This window comes from Dyadobacter sp. HNCC25DJ184 (assembly GCF_056895215.1).
Map to the genome: position 1 here is coordinate 268,091 of NZ_JBXHAQ010000005.1, position 20,710 is coordinate 288,800.

Consider the following 20,710-nt stretch of genomic DNA (forward strand, 5'->3'; position numbering starts at 1 on the left):
GGATTCTATTCCGATGAAACTACTTGCACGATGGCTTCGACCAGCTCCAGCTTGCTGTACATGATCGATTTTTCATCCGGAATTTCTCCAGCCATTGAGATTCCCTCGGGGAAAAACTTCTGCCGACCTGGGCGGAAAGCCTTGGCGGTCAAATGCAGAGAGTGTACTCCAGCCTCTTTTAACTGGGCTGCATTGTGATGATTTACCCCGCCTCCCGCCATGATTTCTATCTTTCCATCCGCCTCTTTTGAGAGTTGTTTGAGCAATTGAATGCCCTCCGGAGCAGTCGGTTTTTGTCCGGATGTAAGAATTCTTTCCGCACCTGTCTCGATGATTGCTTTCAATGCCTTTATTGGATCTGCAGCAAGATCGAATGCGCGATGAAACGTAACTTTCATTGGACTTGCCAAGTCAACCAACCCTTTCGTGCGAGCCACATCCACCTGGCCGTCTGCCTGCAGAATTCCTAAAACCACTCCGTCCGCACCCAGACTTTTAGCAAGAAGAATATCCTTTTTCATGATCTCTTCTTCAAAAAAGTCATATACAAAATCGCCTCCACGCGGACGAATCATTACAAATAGCTTTATATCAATGTGTTTTCTGACGATCTCGATTAATCCTGCACTTGGTGTAGTCCCTCCTTCTCCCAAACCTCCACAGAGTTCAATCCGGCCCGCACCGCCAGCCTGGGCATTGATACAAGACTCAAGGGAATAGGCACAAACTTCAATGGTCATATCGGTAACTTTTTTGATACACAAACTTTAGAAATGAATTTATACAAATATGGAATAAAAAATTTGGAGGATCGTCTTTCTGCGCGTATCGGAATCGCGTAGTTATGACATTATGTGAGTACAACTTCTCTGCGTCGTTAATCCTGCAGGATCGGTTTGTTACATGAAAACGGTCGGAGTGGGGTGTTTCAGCCAATATTTTTTCAAGAAAAAATAATTTATAACTATCTTACAATCAAATAGTTGAAAAATAATTAAATATTACAATTTGGTAAAGAGAATTATTTTTATTTTTTTTTGGTAGAAACTATTAAAAGTTTCAATTTTTTTTACTTTTGCACTCCTTAAAACAGTAAGTAACTCTTTAATAGGCAACAAAAATATGTACTGGACTCTCGAACTTGCGTCATATCTAGAAGATGCGCCCTGGCCAGCTACGAAAGACGAGCTAATTGACTTTGCAATTAGAACAGGTGCTCCGTTGGAAGTAGTAGAAAACCTTCAAGAACTTGAAGATGACGGACAGCCGTATGAAAGTATTGAGGAAATCTGGCCGGACTATCCGACTAAGGATGATTTCTTTTTCAACGAAGACGAATATTAACAGGAAACGGCGCCCCCATCGGCGCCGTTTCTTTTTCGGTTTTTAGTGAATTTTACTTAATCGGCGTCCATTTGAAAGGCACACTTTTTTATTCATAGTCATTTCACCTTAACCCATTATCAAACCCACGCTGATATTGTCTGAATTTGTAGACGAATGTGTACTTAACAGCGTTTAAAAAAGAAGAGAAGAGTACGTAAGGAGTAAAGTTTTTATCTTATCTCACGTTTCTATCCATTAAGGCAATGGAACTTCGACTATTAAAAGAACTCGTTAAAAAAGGAGAGGGAGAGCATTCGGAATTCAAATTGAAGTCCAATCATCCTGAGAAGATTGTCCGTGAAATCGTGGCATTTGCGAATACCGGTGGAGGTAAGTTGTTTATCGGAATCGATGATGATTGTACCATCAAAGGCCTCAAAGACGCTGATGAAGATGAGTACACAATCCTGAAAGCGATGGACAAGTATATTTTCCCCAAAGTAAGTTATCGTAAAGAAAGGGTTTCTGTGTCCCCGGAAAGGGATGTTCTGGTGCTTAACGTTCACCGAAGTATCGACAAACCTCATTATGTAATCGATGAAAATGGCGACCGGAGAGCATATATCCGCGTGAAAGATAAATCGATTCAGGCGAGCAGGGAGATGAAAGAAATTATGCGGCGCGGCAGAGGGGAGCGCGATGTGCGATTCAATTACGGCGAAAAGGAACAAAAACTGATGGAATTGCTTGACAAAAAGGATGCTGTCACGGTCGATCTGTTTGCCACCTTCGCGGGTATTCCACGGAAAATAGCGTCTAATACCCTGGTAGTGATGGTTCTGGCGCGGGTGTTGGAAGTTCATCCCCGCGAAATGCTGGATCATTTCACAATGTCGATGGCTTATCAGTCCAATTGATATAAGAAAACCCTCAATTTTGGTTGAGGGTTTTCTTATATATCTCAGCATAAGGTGGGGACGCCATATCATATGAGTGTAGCATGACTTTATGTCCCCGACTAATGGAGAAAGGGTAAAGCTGACAGTCCTGAGACAGCTATTGTTTTGTTAGAACGGAAGATCGTCTGAATCTTCTTCTGTAAAGGTCGTCATAGGCGGAGCGGAATAGTTACCTGCTCCTGTCGCAGGCTGACTGCCCCCTGATTTTTCCACTTTCCAGGCTTTCACCTCCGTGTACCATCGCGAGTTATACTCACGGCTTTCCACATCTATCGAGGCAGTCACGGTATCATTAACCTGTAAACCTGACTGATCGATTTTGTCGCCCCACAGCGCAATACACACTTTCTTAGGATATTGTGAAGGTATTTCCAGAATAAATTCCTGTTTGCGCCACATTCCGTTTTTGCCTTGTCCGGTCACTTCCGGAAGCAATGCGATGACGGTTCCTGTTAATTCCATATATTCGTTATTGTTGGTAGTTACTAAAAAATGTTGTCAAAATTAAGCTTTTGGCGTTCCAAATCAAAGGTCGAGTAAGAGACACTACCGGACTTCGGTAAATTTTATACCATTCTTAAAATTTCCAACAAAATGGGGAATGAAGTTAGCTGTTGTCATTTTTTGTAAAAAAAGTATTGGACCATATTCTGCTATTGTTGAAATCGACATTTGTGTCCATTGCGTTTAAGTCCTCTCAATTACCCAATTGCCTGATCTATATCAGCAATGAGGTCTTCCACATCTTCGATACCTATGCTCAGTCGGATCAAAGTATCTTTTAGCCCCGTCTTTTCTCTTTCTTCTTTGGGAATGCTCGCATGACTCATGCTAGCCGGATGGGTGCAAAGCGATTCAACCCCGCCGAGCGATTCACCCAAAGAAAAGATTTCCAGCTTTTCCATAAAACGGATGGCTTCCTCATATACATCCCCTTTCAGTTCAAAGGAAAGCATACCTCCAAACCCGCGCATCTGTTTCTTCGCAATTAAATGTCCTTCATGAGTAGGAAGTCCGGGGTAGTATATCTTTGATACCTTTGGATTGTTCTGCAGATAGGTGACAACATTTTCCGCATTTTCACAATGACACTTCATTCTCAAATGCAGTGTTTTGATTCCTCGCAAAACCAGGAAACAGTCTTGAGGGCCCGGCACTGCGCCGGCTGCGTTTTGAATAAACTTCAATTCCTTTGCCAATTCAGGATCATTCAAAACCAACGCGCCCATTACCAGATCGGAATGTCCGCCCAAATATTTGGTAACTGAATGCATGACGATATCAACACCCATATCTAATGGATTCTGCAGATACGGCGAAGCAAAAGTATTGTCCACTACAGTCAAGATATCTTTTTCGCGGCATATGGTTGTAATAGCAGCAATATCGATGATCTTCAGCAGTGGGTTCGTCGGCGTTTCAAGCCATACCATTTTGGTGTTTGCATTAATACATGAATGCAGATTTTCGGCGTCGAAAAGGTCTATGAAATGGAATTTGACACCTATTGGCTCGAAGACTTTTCTCATTAAACGGTAACTTCCTCCATATATATCCCGGGTCGCGATAATTTCGTCACCAGGTTTAAATAACCTCAGAACAGCATCCGTGGCCGCCATACCGGACGCGAAGCAAAGACCAAATGCTCCGTTTTCCAACGCTGCCAATGCATCCTGCAGCGCGGTTCGGGTGGGATTATGGGATCTTGCATATTGATATCCCTTGTGTTTGCCTGGACTTTCCTGTACAAATGTGGAAGTCTGGTAAATTGGAGTCATAATTGCTCCTGTGCTAGGATCAGGATGTACTCCAGCGTGGACGGATTTAGTAGCGAATTTCATATGTTTTTTGGCTATCGGCAGGCGGTTGTCTGCTGTTCGGTAAGTCTTAAGATTATTCTCCTTTGTTTTAACGGTTAAAAGGATGGCGGAAATTGTGGAATAAAGCTCCGCACCCCAAACCTTTTGTTGTCAGTTACGGTTGAAATAGCAATGTAGTCATTAAAATTTTTGATTTTGTTTTCAGCCAGACATAAGCAGGTTTCCCTTCCATTCGCGGTTAGTATTCTGATGACCGTCGTTCCATTATTGACAACCTCCATTCTTGCCGCTTGGGCTGTCACCCACGAAAGTCTGCTGTCGGGATGGGACTTCTATATATGGCTGGCGGTAAGCATCCTATTGACGATCACTTCCGCACTTGCACTGACGCCTCCTACTTTTCTGGCCATGATATATGGCTACTTTCTGGGCTGGACCTCGCTGCCATTCCTGTTTATGTTAAATCTTGGAGCAATATGTCTGGTTTTTGGCTTAGCGCGTTTTCTTAATCCGAGCCAGACAAGGGTATATCTGGAAGAGGTATACCCAAAGACGCGCAAACTTTTTCAACGATTTCAGGAAAAACAATTAAGGCTGATCTTTTTTGCAAAACTCTCACCCATATTGCCTTTCGCAGTGACCAACCTTTTCTTTGCTATAGCAGGCGCTCGTCTCCGTCAGGTGCTGATCGGCGGCACTTTCGGAATGATACCCAGAACGATTCTCGCCGTTTGGGTAGGAAATGAAGCACGCGATATCAGATATCTCCTGGAGCACCCGAACGAAGGTCTTTATTCAAAAATTCTGATTGTTGTCCTGATATGTATCTCGTCAGCCGGCATCGGATATTTGTTCAAAAACCGGGACGTTACGGCAAATTGACAGTGCCAAATGGTCGGGGAACTTCATCTATGTTAATATCGTACAATAACTGGCGAGTAAAGGCTAAGAATGCATTTACTTAATCCTGTTTATTTGTGATAAAGTTATAATAAGTCAATTGATAGCATGAAATCCTTACCTCTGGTTGATCTGGTTATTGTCATTGCCTATCTGGTGGGGATGGTCGCGGTCGGTATTTACTTTTCACGAAAGAATACTAACGCCGATCAATTCACGAAAGCCTCGGGAAAAATACCGGGCTGGGCGATCGGGATATCAATATATGCTACTTTTCTGAGCAGTAACACGTTTTTGGGAGTCCCTGGAAAAGCTTTTGGCAGCAACTGGAATTCGTTTGTATTCAGCCTGTCGATGCCGCTGGCTGCTTGGGTCGCAACCAAATACTTCATTCCATTTTACCGGAACACGGGAGAAGTTTCTGCCTATACCCATCTGGAACACCGTTTTGGGCCCTGGGCCAGAACATACGCAGTAATTTGTTTTTTGCTTACCCAGCTCGCGCGGATGGGTTCAATTTTCTTCGGAATTGCATTGAGTTTGCAGGCTTTAACCGGATATCCCATGTCAACGATCATGATTGTCGTTGGAATTTGTATCGTATTATACACAGTGATGGGCGGCATGGAAGCCGTAATATGGACGGAAGTTGCGCAAGGAATTATCAAAACAATAGGTGCATTTATTATCCTTTATCTGGTGGTTTCCGGTATTGATGGAGGTATTTCTAAAATTGTTGAAGTCGGCAAAGTGGACGACAAATTCAGCTTGGGTACCATGGCTCCTGACTTTGTGCAATCTTCCTTTTGGGTCGTTCTTTTATATGGCTTCTTTATGAACCTCAATAATTTTGGTATGGATCAGAATTATGTTCAAAGGTATCATACAACGGGTTCAACCAAAGAAGCTTCTGGTTCAGTCTGGCTATGCGTGTATCTGTATTTGCCTGTTTCTCTCATCTTTTTCATTTTAGGAAGTTGCTTGTATGCCTACTATCAAACGCATCCGGAATTATTAGAAGCTATAAAAATGACGACGGCTATGGACAGGTTGCCGGGCGGTAGTCCGCAGGCGATCAAAGAATTGGCTGCTACATTAACTCCGGCAGATTACGGTGACAAAGTGATGCCTAATTTTATGGTAACCAAAGTTCCTGTGGGTTTGTTAGGTCTCATTATTGCGGCCATCATGTCCGCTGCGATGAGTACGATCAGCTCAGGAATGAATGCTTCTGCCACTGTTTTCTCGGTAGATATCTATCAGCGATATATTAAATCAGGGTTAACTGATAAGCAGTCGATGAGGCTGTTGTATATCGCAACGACTGTTTTCGGGCTTTTGGGAATGCTTACGGGTATCGCGATGATCGGTGTGAAAAGCGTACTGGATATCTGGTGGCTACTCTCGGGAATCTTCGCGGGAGGTATGCTGGGATTGTTCCTTCTTGGAATAATCTCGAAAAATACGAAAAATACGGAAGCGCTTACGGCGACAATTATTGGAATTTTAGTGATCATATGGATGACATTTTCGCCTAAACTGGACGGCGAGTATGCTTATTTGCGTAACCCTCTTCATCAGAATATGATCATGGTAGTCGGAACGCTTTCCATTTTTTTAATAGGTATTTTGTTAACCCGACTGAAAAGAAAAGGTCCGGAATTTCAAAGCCGAAGTGAAGAGATGGCGGGCCAGCATTGACCGGTTACTTTGATTGAATACGGTTTTACTCAACGTTATTAATTTTTTGATTTACCTATCATGTATATGCAAAACATATTACAACACTCCTCGCTATCACTGCCAAAGGGTTTTATTCCCGTCATGCTCACGCCGTTTTTAGAAGACGGAGGCGTGGATTATGTCGGATTACGTCAGCTTACCGATCTCTATATTGAAGTGGGAGCAACGGGCTTGTTTGCCAATTGCCTTTCCAGTGAAATGTATGAACTGACTGAGGATGAGCGTTTAAGCGTTACTAAAACTGTTGTTGACCAGGCGGCAGGAAGAGTACCTGTTGTCGCCACCGGAACATTCGGAGGGCCAGTTTCAGAGCAAGCGGAATTCGTTAAACGTATATACGAAACCGGAGTACAGGCTGTAATTGTAATCACAGGCTTAATCGCTGCCGAGGAAGAATCTGACGCTATATTTTTGGATAAAATGAAAGAGCTTATTGCTCTGACAAATGATATTCCGCTGGGATTATATGAATGTCCGGTTCCATATAAAAGGCTGATCAGTGTTGATATTCTGAATGATTTGCTACCTACTGGCCGTCTTGTTTATCATAAGGATACATGTCTGGACGAAGCTGAGGTTTCACAACGAATTGATGCGGGTAAAGATTTTACCTTTGGTCTGTATGACGCCTATATGGTCAATGCGGTTTCATCGCTTTCAAAAGGAGCAGCTGGATTGTCTTGTATCCAGGGCAATATATATCCCGAGCTTGTAGTATGGATTTGTGATAATTTTAATAATGCCGAACGCGCCGATGATGTCAAAATCGTGCAGCAATTTTTTGAAGATACGATGGATGTGATTCACGATGTATATCCGATAAACGCTAAATACAGTCTTCAAAAACGGGGCTTCCCGATTTCACTATATACGAGAAGAAATGTCGGGATACTTACTGAGGACTTAAAATCGGCAATGGACCAACTTTTGGTGCAGGTAGAAGAATTGTACGATCAGTTGGGTATAACAAATGTTGTTAGCAAGCAGGTAATAAAACAATAGATTGAAAATGAGTTGGTTGCGAGGTTTTGTATTGTGTGTCTTTATTATTTCTCCGTCGATGGCGCAGCATTCCAATTCGGTTGGCATGCAGTTTGTCAGGGTGCCGGAGGGTAAATTTTACATGGGTTCTGAGGGAGAAGGCGAAACGGCCGATGAGGCACCTGTGCATCGGGTTCAGATAACCAAACCTTTTGAGATGAGCGCAACAGAGGTTACAAATGCACAGTATGAAGCTTTCGACCCGGCTCATAAAAAGTTTCGCGGAAAGGATGGATTTTCAAAGGACGATGATGAAGCTGTGATCTTTGTGTCATACAGAGATGCACTTCTGTTTTGTGAATGGCTAAGCAAAAAGGAAGGGAAAAAATACAGACTTCCGACCGAGGCGGAGTGGGAATATGCTTGTCGCGCCGGGACTGTTACAGATTATTCTACGGGGCGTTTTTTACCAAAAAGTGCTTTGAAAAGTCAAAAAACTGACCGCGAGCCTGTTATTGTTTCTCTAAAGGTTGGCCAGGATTCACCAAATCAGTTTGGTTTGTTTGATATGCATGGCAATGTGGAGGAATGGTGTTACGATTGGTATGGCCAATACGGAAGCGGGGACAAGGTTGATCCTGTCGGAAAAGTCACCGGGTTTTCAAGGGTAGCGCGTGGAGGAAGCCATGGAACACCTGTTGCGTATTTACGCTCCTCGAATCGGATGGCGATGTTGCCTGATGACAAGCATTTTCAACTGGGTTTTCGGGTAGTGCAAGGAGAATTGCCAGCGACAAAGCCTTTGCCAGCAGATCCTAAAACGCTGGTATCAACCGATGTATCTCAGAAGCCGATCAAATGGGTAAAAGTGTCAAACTCTAAACCTGTTTTCATGGAGCCAGTTCGATATGTTGTCAAGCCGGAATGTGAAGATGAGGTGCCATTTTTTCACCATAACCATTGTCCTGCTATTACCTCGCTTCCCAATGGCGATTTGTTAGCTGCGTGGTTTTCTACAAATCAGGAATCGGGACGCGAAATGACGATTCTTGCAAGCCGGTTACGCTCTGGAAATACGGCATGGGACAAACCTTCGGAATTCTTTAAAGTAGCAGACCGCAATATGACGGGGACATCGCTTTTTTATGATGGGAAGGGCACTTTGTTCCATATGAATGGCGTGGAAACGGATGGCGACTGGAAAAATCTGGCGATGGTATTAAGATCAAGTACCGATAATGGAGCTTCCTGGACCAAGCCTTCTCTTGCCGACGGAGAACATCGTGTTAAAAACCAGGTGATTGCAGGGATGTCTCAAACAAAAAGTGGCTGGTTAATTCAGGCTGGTGATGCAGATCCCGGACCTGAAGGCGGCACCGCTATCCATATTAGTAAGGATAAGGGAGAGAGCTGGTATAACCCGTATGAGGGTACAGAAAAACCAGAATTTCAGGAAGGTAAGAAAGGCGGCCTGATTGCCGGAATTCATGCTGGAGTTGTGGAATTGAAAGACGGAAGACTTCTGGCGTTGGGAAGAAATAATAACATTCCAACAGAGGAATCCGGTCTGAGAATGCCTATGAGCATATCCGACGACGGTGGAAAAACCTGGACTTATCATGCATCCGAATTTCCGCCAATAGCAGGAGGACAGCGGTTGATTTTATATCGCCTCAACGAAGGACCCTTGCTACTGATTTCCTTTACCCATCATCCGGAGGAATCGGATGCAAAAAGAATTGGGATGACTTTCAAAAGGAAGGACGGAAGTAGCTATAAAGGATATGGCATGTACGCAGCTGTGTCCTACGACGAGGGCGAGACCTGGCCCGTAAAAAAATTACTCACAGACGGAAATTACAGGTATCTGAACGGCGGCGCATGGACTGGCGCCTTTGAAATGGACGATACACACGCTGAGCCAAGAGGCTATCTGGCTGCTACACAATCGCCTGATAATCTGATACATCTGGTAAGTAGCAGTATACACTACCGGTTCAACCTTAGCTGGTTGGAGACACCATAAAGTTTTGAGATTTCAACTTATTATTCCTTAACCTTATGAATTTTCCAAATGAACAAATCCTTTATCGGGTAATCGAAGGCGACGAAGCCGCTTTTGCGCAGATATATACCCATTTCAGATCGCCGGCTGTCAAGTTTTGTACGTTGCTTCTGAAAGATCAGGACGAAGCGGAAAATGTGACGCAGGATGTTTTTGCCAAAATCTGGGACCGTCGTGTTCAGATCAATCCGGACTACAGTTTCCAATCATACTTGTTCGTGAGTCTGAGAAATCAGATATTCGACCAGTTTAAAAAATTGGAAAAGGATCAGAAATTAAAGCAACAGTATATCGACCGGATGAACGTTTGGATTTCTGATGATTCGGACGAGAAAGAGGATAGCTTTCGCGCTATTCAGGACGCTGTGGATTCACTGTCGGAAAAAAGAAAACGGATTTTTAAGTTAAATGTGGAAGAAGGAAAGTCATATCGTGAGATTGCAGTTTTTTTGAATATATCAACCAATACAGTCAAGAATCAGCTGGTGAAGGCCAAGCAAATATTACGGCAACGGGTGAATATTCAGGGTGCTTAGAGAATTATGTCAGGTCAATAATTCAATTTCTGATCATAAAAATCCGACATAAAGGAGTACAGCTCAGGATGTTTCTTTTGAAACTCTTCGGGATCACTGAAGAAATATTCACTAACCACTGCCAGAAATTCGGCGTTATTGGTGATAGCATATGGATTGATGTCTGAGCTTCCGCTTTTGATTTTGTCCATCTCTTCTTTGATCAAATGAAGCCATGGCAAGGTGTAGCGATGTTCAATCAACCGTTCAGGAACGCCGTCCGTCACGCCGTCTTCACGGTCAAGCAGATGAACGAATTCATGAATTCCGACATTTTCGTCACCGGTCCGACCGTTAAAACCCGCAAGAAGTGCAGGTTTGGAAAGTAGCAAAGAATGATTCATATATCCATTTCCCACCATTCCTTCAATATTTTCATCGTGTTTATGCGGCCCACCGATTTCGAATTTTTGACTAAATGACGCAGGATATACCAGCACTTCATTCAATGTAGGATAGTTGAATGTCGGAAACGCGAAGGTGGGAATGATACCACTTGCTGCCACAATTAATCTGATTTCGGCATCCACATCTGTATCAATTCCTTCCACACGTTTTTCGGCAAGGAATATCTGAACACGTTTTTCAAAAAGTGCCTTTTTAGTATCGCTCAGGTTGCGGTAGAAAACGGAATGTTTTTCAAGAATTTGCTTCCATACGGCGGGAAAAGCAGTTTCAAATAGCGCCAGTCTGGTATATGTTTTCCTATAATAAAAACGATGGAAAGTCAACACACCAAAGAAGATGATAACGGCAAGGCCATAGAATGGCGTCTTTTCACTAAAATGACCTAAAAGGTTAAAGAAAATCAGTCCAAGAAGAGCCCAGCCGAAGGCCCAGTATCGGGCCGATTTCAGACTGTTTTGATAATAGCTTTTGAGATCATTTGATGATATAATAGTATTGTGCATCGCAATAGGGACAAATAATATCAAAGTAAAGTCAAAACGTCGTAATTTTTCATATACTCCTGAGTTTTCTCGGCTGAAACGCCGGGAGAGCAATGGTCGACGAAGCCTGAACTTAGTCAATAACGCCCGAATAGGCGATTGAGAGGTGTAACATATAGGCAAATGCGTAACGGAAATGAATAGAAATAGGTACCCACCAGCTTTGTAATAATATGAGTCAAAAAATGGGTTTAGGTTAGTTATGAAACCGCACTTTCATAGAGTTCCGATAAAATCTCAGACTTCGTTCAGCATTCGGCATGAAAAGAATTCAAGCTTCGGGACCGTATGGCATTACCATCCCGAGCTGGAGTTGCATTTTCTTGTCAAAGGGCACGGAGTTCGTTTTATTGGAGATAACATCAGTAATTTTTCGGATGGAGAGCTGATCCTTCTGGGGGAGAATTTGCCGCATACCTGGCGTATGGAGCAAGAATGCGATAATGGTCATGCGGAGGTAATTATTGTGCATTTCCTGCCCGATTGCCTGGGTGCAGACCTGCTCTTGCTACCGGAAGCATATCTGATTCCGAAATTATTTGAAAAGGCGAAAAAGGGGCTGATTATCAAGGGGAGGGCAAAAGAGAAGGTAACGAAGCTTATGTATCAGGCCGTTGACGCCCAGAACCTCGATCGATTGATATCACTCCTTTCCATATTGAAGATATTGGCCGAAACGGAAGAAACAGAAATCATTGCTTCTGCGCACGCATTCTACAAATCCAACGATTCGGAGACGTTGAGATTAAATAAGATATATGCCTTTACGTTAGCGAATTATAAAAGCGATATCAGCCTGCAGGATGTGGCTTCCATAGCCAATTTGGGAATTACCTCCTTTTGCAGGTATTTCAAAATGATGACGAAGAAAACCTATAATGACTTCCTTGTGGAAATCAGGATAAGCCATGCATGCCGTTTCCTGATCGAGGACCGGATGGCCACAGAGGTAATTTGCTTCGAATGTGGCTTTAACAATGTCTCCAATTTTTATCGGCACTTCAAAAAAGTAACAGACATGACTCCTTTGGAGTACAAAAGGAAATATCTCAAAGTCACACCCGAATTGATTTAAAAGTTATTTGTCATGCGTGCGCATGTATTCATCCATTGAAAATTTTCCGGAACCGATGATGGCGAACACCACGACAAGGAAAAGAACCACCATGGATAACCAAAGTTCTGAATTCATATAAGAAAATCCCTGCCGAATATTTACAGCGAATACTGCTGTGACCAATATCGGAATTTGAATGATTGCTGCAAAGCGTGTCAGACATCCCATTGCGATCAGAAAGCCTCCGAAAATGTGAGCGAAAGCTACATAATGAACTGCCGCCACAGTCCATAGTTGCAGGTCCAGGCCAGAAACTAACTGCAGCAATTGGGTGGTGTCGCTAATGAACATAATCCCTTTTAGGAAAAGCAACACGCCCAATCCAATCCTGAGCGTGTCCATCCATGCAGGATGGTGTGTGTCGCCCCATTGTTCGATTTTATCCATCATTTTCATATCACGAAAAGTTTTGGTTTTCAGAAAGTTAGAAAAATGAATGGACTATTCCAATACTTATTTTGGTTATTTTAACTTCTCCAAAAGTGTCGAAATATCTTCCTGGCCCTGCCAATTTGCGACCATTTTTTCAAAGATATCCTGCAGGAAAATCGATCGTTTTCCGGCAATTCCGCCATTTATTAGAACGTCGCCGATCTGTACAATCGGCATCACCCATTTCGTGCTGCTGGTTGTGAAAACTTCGTCGGCCTGCAATGTTTCTTCTAGAGTAATGGCTCGGACTTCTACCTCAAAATGTGCCTGAGCGAGCTCGAGCACCGTTTTGCGGGTAATGCCAAACAAAATATTACGGTCGGAAGTGATGAGTTTGTCGCCTTTAAAGATAAAAACGTTGCTGCGTGTCAATTCGCTGATCTCTCCGCCTTTATGGAACAACAAATCTGATGCGCCCTGATTTTTCATTTCTTCTGCCATTAGCACCATATGCACATAGTTCGTGGTTTTCACCGTCGGCATATCACGTACATATTCATATGGCAACACTTTGATACCAGTTTTTCTTCCGGCAGGGTTGTCCTGAGGCAACGGTTCAGTGCGAATAATAAAATTGGGTTCAACAACATGCACGCTGTCAGGAGCATATCCCCCTGTCAATACGAAGCGGAAAGCAACTTCACGTTCTTCCGACATTGCATACAGGTCTGCCAGAATTTTTGCGACTTCCTCCTTCGATTTTGGAATTGGGAGTTTTAACTGTTTGGCCGAATTCACAAATCGTGCCCAGTAGTCGTCCCACCGAAAAGGAATGCCGTTATAGGTTCGGAAATAATCGAACAATCCATATCCGCGCAGCAGGCCTAAGTCGTTGGTTTTTAAAACAGGAGTGTCAACAGAAACAATTTCGCCGTTGAGGTATTGGAAGAATGGCATGGGGTCTTTTAGGGGTTAGTTATTAGCTGTTAGTTTTTAGTTTTAAAGTTTCGACTGGGAGTTAATTATCTGGTCGTGCTGATGTTTTTCTTATTTTCCAAAGTATAGGTTTACGTGGCTTTTGGACCAAAATCGTTACAATTGCAATCGAATGACTTGGCGTCCCTGACCATTTCCTCACAACACCTGACCATACTAATTCAAGTTAGTTTTCATAAAGATATGCATTCTCCAAAAGTGGCGAACGTTCGGGGTTAAAGAATTGCCGCTTATGCAAGTTCTCTTTGAGTTTCTCATCAGTATTTAGGTTCTTTGTACTCCCCATGAAAGGGGGATATGCATTGACTTGAAAATGACCGGAATTGCGGTCATCAATTGGAATTGAAACTGCTTGACATGATAAAAACTGAAGATCTTCTAAGTACCCTACATAAAGAATTCCCAAAGCAAACCTACGGCAAACATCCTGACGAGCTATATGACCCGATCCGATATATTATGTCGCTGGGTGGCAAACGATTCAGGCCTTTATTAACGCTATTAGCTGCATCACTTTACACTGACGAATGGGAAAATGCGTTGAAACCTGCTATGGCGGTAGAAGTGTTCCATAACTTTACGCTGATGCACGATGACATCATGGATCAGGCACCGTTGCGACGTGGACAACCGACAGTTCACGAGAAATGGAATGCAAATACCGCAATTTTGTCGGGGGATGTGATGTTGATCAAGGCGTATGAATTGCTGATTCAGGTTGCCGACGACAAGCTGCGTGTTGTGCTCGACCGTTTCAATACAACTTCTGCAGAGGTATGTGAAGGCCAGCAATTGGATATGAATTTTGAAACCCGTTGGGATGTGACCGAAGAGGAATATCTGGAAATGATCCGTCTTAAAACTTCGGTTGTCTTAGGGATGTCACTTGAATTGGGGGGCATCATTGGAGGGGCAGATGAAGAGAGCAAAAAACTGTTATATACCGCGGGGGAAAGTATAGGCATCGGTTTCCAGTTAAAAGACGATTTGCTGGATGTATATGGCGATCCAGAGAAATTTGGCAAGCAGGTTGGCGGGGATATTATTGCCAATAAAAAGACCTTTCTGCTGATTGAAGCCTTAAGTAAGGCGACTGGCGATTTGAAACAGGAACTGGAATTCTGGATTAATGCCGAATCGTTTGATAAAGAGGAAAAGGTGGCCGCTGTCAAAAATATCTACGACCAACTGAATATACCGGTATTAACGGAAGCCAAAATAAAAGCTTGTTTTGACACAGGATTTGAAAGCCTGGAGAAGCTGGAAGTAGCACCGGAACGAAAAGCGGAGCTTCTGAGATTTGTGCACCAATTAGTGGATAGGGAGCAGTGAAGCTATAAGCACGGGTCGCTTTTGGCAATTAGTTTAGTTTAAAAATTAACGAGTTAGGTCTTAAATCTGAGAAATTATATGTCTATTACCTTGATATTAATACTGATTACGTGCGGTATCAGCTTTTATGCTTTTAGAGATTACAGCTTTATGGATAAGCTGATACTGAATCCATATCAGGTTACGAAGAAAAACCAATATTACCGTTTTTTAACCTCAGGTTTTATTCACGCCGATGTTGGCCACCTGATCTTTAATATGCTTTCGCTGTGGTTTGTAGGGGAAGGAATTGAAAGACTTTTTGCAATGCTTTTTGGCAGCAGCGGAACGTTCTATTTCTTGTTCTTATATCTGGTCGGTATCATCGTTTCCGATATACCCACTTATCTGAAACAAAGGAAAAATTCGAATTATAATTCGCTTGGAGCTTCCGGCGGAGTATCTGCGGTTCTTTTTGCGGCTATTCTGTACGCGCCTCTGATGGACATTTACCTGTATTTCTTCATACAGCTAAAGGCCTTCATATTCGGGATATTGTTTCTGGGATATTCTTACTACGAAGCCAATCGCGGCACCAGCTATGTAAACCATAGTGCTCACATGTTTGGCGCCATATTCGGTCTTGTTTTTATGGCTGTCGTATATCCAGCGGCAGTTCCCGGCTTCTTCCAGCAGATTGTTGGCTGGATATCCAGCTTCGGGCAATAAGTTTCTAAGCCAATTCGGCAAGCACAGTGATACTTCCTACCGTTTTGTCCTGAAGGTTTACTTTCAGTTCAGCATCAAGCGGTATGAAGATATCCACTCGTGAACCGAATTTGATAAAACCCATTTCAGTACTCTGTTCTACCTGATCGCCTTCTTTTACGTACCAGCGAATACGTCGGGCTGCTGCGCCTGCAATCTGGCGGAATAGAACATCCACACCTTGTTTACTTCGGATTACAACCGTAGTACGCTCGTTGTCGGTGCTGGATTTCGGATGCCATGCTACCAGATATAGTCCCGGATGATATTTGAAATACTGGATAACACCGCTGATTGGGTTCCAGTTGATATGGACGTTCAATGGAGACATAAAGATGCTGATCTGCCTTCTCGGTCCTTTGAAATATTCCGTTTCAACAACTTCTTCTATAACCACAACCTTGCCATCACAAGGTGCTACAATTTGATTTTCACTTTTGTAAACCGTACGTGTTGGAACGCGGAAAAATTGAACAACCAACAGGAAAATAATAATGCTGGCTAAAACGGTGATTCGTGGAATCCAATAACCTTCAGGAAGTAGGTAGTTAATACCTAAGTTAATTAATATCAGTACGATAGCCGTAACTGTCATAATGATATAACCTTCTCTGTGTAATTTCATACAAGGGGCAAATTTGGTTTTTACTCTAAATATTCTGCAAATATCGCATAATTAGTCATTTACAAAGAAAAAAGAGCCCTGCCAATCTATAAAAAGAATAGCAGGGCTTATATTTTTCAAAAGTAAACTTTATTCAAAAGCGGGTGATATTCAGTGAATCACCACCCAGATTACTCGCCGATTTCGATCACGACGCAGTCTCCGCTTTTTACTTCGTGCTCCACTTTTTTGTATTTCACGTCACGCAAAATCCTTCCGTCACGATACTGAACCGATACTTTTTGGTTACGATCCGCAATTTTCTCAATTCTCACAGGCTGAGCCTTTGTGGTCGATTCAATTGTGGCAGTATACTCGCTTCCGTCTGTCTGATCGAAATCTTCTTCACGATTCGTGTGAAGCGCAGGAGCCGGAGTTGGGCGACGTACCTGTTGCGCTACGGCTGTTGGCGGCGCAGCTTCTTCCTGAGGGATATCAGCCTTTGTCAGGAACGATATCATGTCAAAATTGACTTTGCTCAAAAATCTTTTAAACAATTCAACCGACTCAAATTTATAAATCAACAAAGGATCTTTTTGCTCGAAAACTGCATTTTGAACAGATTGTTTCAGATCATCCATTTCACGAAGGTGTTCTTTCCATTCCTGATCGATGAGGGAAAGCACAATCGCTTTTTCCATTTCACGGGTGATCTCTTTGCCTTCGTTTTCGATCGCCTTTTGCAGATTTACGACCACACCAGTTTGACGGATGCCATCGCTGAAAGGAATCATGATTTCAGAAACCGTTGCGCCTCTTTCAGCGTATATCGACTTCAGAATCGGCAATGCTTTTTCTGCAATAGCGTTATTTTTCTCCTGATATTGTTTTTCAGCAGCCGCGTAAATACGGTGAGATTTTTCATTTGGTTTAAGTGAACCAAATTCACTTTCTGTAAAAGGAGGCTCTATTCCCAATGTTGAAATAGTAGCAAGTTCCAATTCCGCGAAAGTCAATGATGTTGATGCGATCTCTTCACATACATCAAACAAGGTATTCGCTATATCCACAGCTAGCCTGTCTCCGAACAATGCATTTCTGCGGCGTTTGTAGATGGCATCACGCTGATAGTTCATCACATCATCATATTCCAGAAGTCGCTTACGCATTCCGAAGTTGTTCTCTTCCACTTTCTTCTGTGCACGTTCGATTGACTTGGTGATCATTCCGCTCTGGATTACCTCGCCTTCTTCAAGACCCATTTTATCCATCACTTTCGCCATACGGTCAGATCCGAACAAACGCATCAGGTTATCTTCAAGAGATACAAAGAATTGTGAAGAACCAGTATCTCCCTGACGTCCCGAACGACCCCTAAGCTGGCGGTCAACACGACGGCTTTCATGTCTTTCTGTACCAATGATCGCCAAACCACCTGCAGCTTTAGCCTCAGGAGTAAGCTTGATATCCGTACCACGACCAGCCATGTTGGTGGCAATTGTTACAGTACCCGGCTTACCCGCCTCAGTAACGACCTCTGCTTCTTTCTGGTGTTGCTTCGCGTTCAATACCTGGTGAGGGATCTTTCTCAAAGTCAACATTCTACTGATGATTTCGGAGTTTTCTACCGATGTCGTTCCAACCAAAACAGGTCTTCCGGCTTCAACCAGCTCTACGATTTCATCTGTAACCGCATTATATTTTTCACGAACAGAGCGATATACTTTGTCTTCGTGGTCTTTTCTGATCGCGCTTACGTTGGTAGGGATCGAAACAACGTCCAGTTTATAGATTTCCCAGAACTCCCCCGCTTCCGTTTCCGCTGTACCAGTCATACCGGCCAGCTTATGGTACATTCTGAAATAGTTCTGAAGTGTTACTGTCGCATAGGTTTGAGTCGCATCTTCAACTCTTACATTTTCTTTCGCCTCAATCGCCTGGTGCAAACCGTCAGAATAACGACGACCGTCCATGATACGACCCGTTTGTTCATCGACGATTTTAACTTTTCCGTCCATGATCACATATTCCACATCTTTTTCAAAAAGGGTATATGCTTTCAATAATTGGTTAACGGTGTGAATACGCGCAGTTTTTACAGAATAGTCACGGATCAGTTCTTCCTTTTTCAGGATTTTTTCCTGTTCCGTCAATTCTGAATGTTTTTCAATTGCATCCAAATCAACCGCGATATCAGGAAGGATAAAGAAATTTGATTCTTCTGATTCACCTGTAAGGAAATCAATTCCTTTTTCGGTCAATTCAATGCTATTGTGACGCTCATCAATCGTAAAGTAAAGCGGCGCGTCAGCAACCGGCATCAACTTCTGGTTTTCCGCCAGGTGTATTGATTCCGATTCCTGCATCAACTGTTTAATACCACCTTCGCTCAGATATTTGATCAAAGGTTTGTACTTCGGCATACCTCTGTGGGCACGGAAAAGTGAAAGTGCGCCTTCTTTTTTGTCGCCGGCTGCAATTTTCTTTTTTGCGTCGTTCAACAAATCCATTGCCAGCTTTTTCTGAGCTTCAACGATCCTTGAAACGCGCGGTTTTAATTCCATATATTCCTGCTCATCTCCACGAGGAACAGGTCCGCTAATAATCAATGGGGTACGTGCATCATCCACCAAAACGGAGTCAACCTCATCGACCATCGCAAAATGGTGTTTGCGTTGTACCAGTTCTTCCGGCGTCCGTGACATATTGTCACGCAGGTAATCAAAACCAAATTCGTTGTTCGTTCCGTACGTCAAATCAGCCTTGTAAGCATTTCTTCTTGCAACGGTATTTGGCTGGTGACGGTCGATACAGTCTACCGCCATACCATGGAATTCGAAAAGTGGTGCATTCCATTCCGCATCCCTTTTTGCCAGGTAATCGTTGACTGTTACTATATGAACACCTTGACCGGCAAGTGCGTTGAGGAAGGCGGGTAGGGTAGCCACCAAAGTTTTACCTTCACCCGTTGCCATTTCAGCGATTTTACCCTGGTGCAAAACAAGTCCACCTATAAGCTGAACATCATAGTGAACCATTGCCCAGCGAATCGGTTGCCCGATAACATCCCAGGTAGTATTCCAGATCGCTTTATCTCCATTAATGGTGACGTGCGCTTTTTTGGAAGCAATTTCTCTATCAAAAAAGTTGGCAGTAACCTCAATGCTATCATTTTCCTTAAATCTCCGCGCAGTTTCTTTTACAATCGCAAAAGCAACAGGCAGGATATCAAGCAATATTTTTTCCAGTTCTTTATCTCTGTCCTCAACAAGACCGTCGATCTTTTTAAAGATCACTTCTTTGCTGTCGACATTCGGTTCATTTGCAGCCTGAGCCCTTAAATCTTCAATCTGCTCATCCAAAGCTTTAAGTTCAGCCGCAATATGTGCCTTCAGACTTTCCGATTTCCCTCTTAACTCATCGTTGGATAAAGAAGCCAACTTTGAGAATTCCGTATTGATCTTCTCGACGTAAGGAGTAAGCTCCTTCAAATCACGTTCTGATTTGGTACCGAAAAGCTTCGAAAAAAGTTTAAACATGATCTTCCTATATAGATTTTAATATCGTCCGTTAAATAAAAAATATTACGCCTGAGACGGTTCTTGTGCCAGATTGTCAGCAATTTCGCCGCGATGCATCACAAAGTTATTCATTCCTGTACGTTAATAGCAACATAATGCCGTAATCCTAATATTACTTTAATCATTTCAACAACGAATTAGACTAAATATTTTCCTTTCGATTGACGAAAATCTTGTTCTGCGAATCTATTTTTTCTCAAGTTCAACAATCAACTTCGTTCCTCCTCAAAAGTGACCACTGCTAGCCTGTACACACCACTTATCCGATTTTGCTTTCAACTACTGTGTATTGCATAGTACCTTTGATTATCAAATTTAAAATTACATACGGCCATGAATAACAATAGATTATATCGTAACATAAACAGCAAGGTAATAGGTGGTGTAGCTTCAGGTTTAGCCGATTATCTTCAAATTGACACCGCAATCGTTCGTGTACTTTTTGTAATGGGATTTTTCATCCCGACGAGCTTTCCGGTCGTTTTACTTTATATCGTGCTTTGGATAGCTATGCCAAGCAGCGCTAAAAGACCGAAGGAATTGCAGGAAAGCCATCAGCCGATATAACTGGCAAATGCCATCGTGTCGCATGAATTCAAACCGCGGGAAAACAATTTCCTGCGGTTTGTTGTTTTCTGCGAA

Annotated in this window: 19 protein-coding genes; 11 read left to right on the plus strand and 8 right to left on the minus strand. The window is 42.9% G+C overall.

Annotated elements, in window-relative coordinates; all coding sequences use genetic code 11:
- Positions 1-5: 5 nt before the first annotated feature.
- Positions 6-740 (minus strand): copper homeostasis protein CutC, encoded by a 735-nt coding sequence (locus AC1XUD_RS09955; RefSeq protein ID WP_483360833.1) that lies wholly within the window; start codon positions 738-740, stop codon positions 6-8.
- Positions 741-1,122: 382 nt separating this feature from the next.
- On the opposite strand from AC1XUD_RS09955, the gene AC1XUD_RS09960 reads away from it, so the two are divergent.
- Complete coding sequence (locus AC1XUD_RS09960) at positions 1,123-1,344, plus strand: DUF2795 domain-containing protein (protein ID WP_013927448.1); 222 nt, start codon at positions 1,123-1,125, stop codon at positions 1,342-1,344.
- Between the two features lie 245 nt (positions 1,345-1,589).
- On the plus strand, positions 1,590-2,243 hold the full coding sequence (locus tag AC1XUD_RS09965; RefSeq protein ID WP_483360834.1) for an AlbA family DNA-binding domain-containing protein: 654 nt from the start codon (positions 1,590-1,592) through the stop codon (positions 2,241-2,243).
- A 150-nt stretch (positions 2,244-2,393) separates the two neighbouring features.
- On the opposite strand, the gene AC1XUD_RS09970 is transcribed toward AC1XUD_RS09965, so the two are convergent.
- Both AC1XUD_RS09970 and AC1XUD_RS09975 read right to left on the minus strand, forming a co-directional pair.
- Positions 2,394-2,747 carry a DUF3127 domain-containing protein gene (locus AC1XUD_RS09970; protein ID WP_483360835.1) on the minus strand — a complete coding sequence of 118 codons (354 nt, stop codon included), beginning with the start codon at positions 2,745-2,747 and terminating at the stop codon, positions 2,394-2,396.
- Positions 2,748-2,986: 239 nt separating this feature from the next.
- On the minus strand, positions 2,987-4,126 hold the full coding sequence (locus AC1XUD_RS09975) for a cystathionine gamma-synthase (protein ID WP_483360836.1): 1,140 nt from the start codon (positions 4,124-4,126) through the stop codon (positions 2,987-2,989).
- A 174-nt stretch (positions 4,127-4,300) separates the two neighbouring features.
- Here AC1XUD_RS09975 and AC1XUD_RS09980 point away from each other — a divergent pair, with 174 nt between their 5' ends.
- The 5 genes from AC1XUD_RS09980 (at position 4,301) to AC1XUD_RS10000 (ending at position 10,330) form a co-directional block, all read left to right on the plus strand.
- Positions 4,301-4,987, plus strand: coding sequence for a TVP38/TMEM64 family protein (locus AC1XUD_RS09980; RefSeq protein ID WP_483360837.1), 687 nt, complete (start codon positions 4,301-4,303; stop codon positions 4,985-4,987).
- Positions 4,988-5,113: 126 nt separating this feature from the next.
- Positions 5,114-6,706, plus strand: a complete 1,593-nt coding sequence (locus AC1XUD_RS09985; protein ID WP_483360838.1) for a sodium:solute symporter family protein — start codon at positions 5,114-5,116, stop codon at positions 6,704-6,706.
- A gap of 66 nt (positions 6,707-6,772) precedes the next feature.
- The gene (locus AC1XUD_RS09990) at positions 6,773-7,750 is read left to right on the plus strand and encodes a dihydrodipicolinate synthase family protein (RefSeq protein WP_483360839.1); all 978 of its coding nucleotides are present in this window, start codon (positions 6,773-6,775) and stop codon (positions 7,748-7,750) included.
- A gap of 7 nt (positions 7,751-7,757) precedes the next feature.
- Positions 7,758-9,755: an SUMF1/EgtB/PvdO family nonheme iron enzyme gene (locus AC1XUD_RS09995; RefSeq protein WP_483360840.1), complete on the plus strand. Its 1,998-nt coding sequence runs from the start codon at positions 7,758-7,760 to the stop codon at positions 9,753-9,755.
- Positions 9,756-9,790: 35 nt separating this feature from the next.
- Positions 9,791-10,330, plus strand: a complete 540-nt coding sequence (locus AC1XUD_RS10000; RefSeq protein WP_483360841.1) for an RNA polymerase sigma factor — start codon at positions 9,791-9,793, stop codon at positions 10,328-10,330.
- A 14-nt stretch (positions 10,331-10,344) separates the two neighbouring features.
- Here the strand turns inward: AC1XUD_RS10000 and AC1XUD_RS10005 are convergent, their stop codons facing one another.
- Complete coding sequence (locus tag AC1XUD_RS10005) at positions 10,345-11,280, minus strand: M90 family metallopeptidase (protein WP_483360842.1); 936 nt, start codon at positions 11,278-11,280, stop codon at positions 10,345-10,347.
- 241 nt (positions 11,281-11,521) lie between these two features.
- Here AC1XUD_RS10005 and AC1XUD_RS10010 point away from each other — a divergent pair, with 241 nt between their 5' ends.
- Positions 11,522-12,394 (plus strand): AraC family transcriptional regulator, encoded by an 873-nt coding sequence (locus AC1XUD_RS10010; RefSeq protein ID WP_483360843.1) that lies wholly within the window; start codon positions 11,522-11,524, stop codon positions 12,392-12,394.
- Positions 12,395-12,397: 3 nt separating this feature from the next.
- Here AC1XUD_RS10010 and AC1XUD_RS10015 read toward each other — a convergent pair whose 3' ends face one another.
- Positions 12,398-12,832, minus strand: coding sequence for a DoxX family protein (locus AC1XUD_RS10015; protein WP_483360844.1), 435 nt, complete (start codon positions 12,830-12,832; stop codon positions 12,398-12,400).
- A 66-nt stretch (positions 12,833-12,898) separates the two neighbouring features.
- Positions 12,899-13,765, minus strand: a complete 867-nt coding sequence (locus AC1XUD_RS10020; RefSeq protein WP_483360845.1) for an aminotransferase class IV — start codon at positions 13,763-13,765, stop codon at positions 12,899-12,901.
- Positions 13,766-14,161: 396 nt separating this feature from the next.
- Between AC1XUD_RS10020 and AC1XUD_RS10025 the strand changes: the two genes are divergently transcribed.
- Together AC1XUD_RS10025 and AC1XUD_RS10030 are read left to right on the plus strand one after the other, a co-directional pair.
- A complete protein-coding gene (locus AC1XUD_RS10025; protein ID WP_483360846.1) occupies positions 14,162-15,136 on the plus strand; it encodes a polyprenyl synthetase family protein in 975 nt (324 codons plus the stop codon).
- 78 nt (positions 15,137-15,214) lie between these two features.
- Positions 15,215-15,844 carry a rhomboid family intramembrane serine protease gene (locus tag AC1XUD_RS10030; protein WP_483360847.1) on the plus strand — a complete coding sequence of 210 codons (630 nt, stop codon included), beginning with the start codon at positions 15,215-15,217 and terminating at the stop codon, positions 15,842-15,844.
- A gap of 4 nt (positions 15,845-15,848) precedes the next feature.
- On the opposite strand, the gene AC1XUD_RS10035 is transcribed toward AC1XUD_RS10030, so the two are convergent.
- Both AC1XUD_RS10035 and secA read right to left on the minus strand, forming a co-directional pair.
- Positions 15,849-16,508: a phosphatidylserine decarboxylase family protein gene (locus AC1XUD_RS10035; RefSeq protein WP_483360848.1), complete on the minus strand. Its 660-nt coding sequence runs from the start codon at positions 16,506-16,508 to the stop codon at positions 15,849-15,851.
- Between the two features lie 170 nt (positions 16,509-16,678).
- Positions 16,679-20,026, minus strand: a complete 3,348-nt coding sequence (secA, locus tag AC1XUD_RS10040; RefSeq protein WP_483360849.1) for a preprotein translocase subunit SecA — start codon at positions 20,024-20,026, stop codon at positions 16,679-16,681.
- Between the two features lie 375 nt (positions 20,027-20,401).
- Between secA and AC1XUD_RS10045 the strand changes: the two genes are divergently transcribed.
- Positions 20,402-20,635, plus strand: a complete 234-nt coding sequence (locus tag AC1XUD_RS10045) for a PspC domain-containing protein (RefSeq protein ID WP_483360850.1) — start codon at positions 20,402-20,404, stop codon at positions 20,633-20,635.
- Positions 20,636-20,710: the final 75 nt, after the last annotated feature.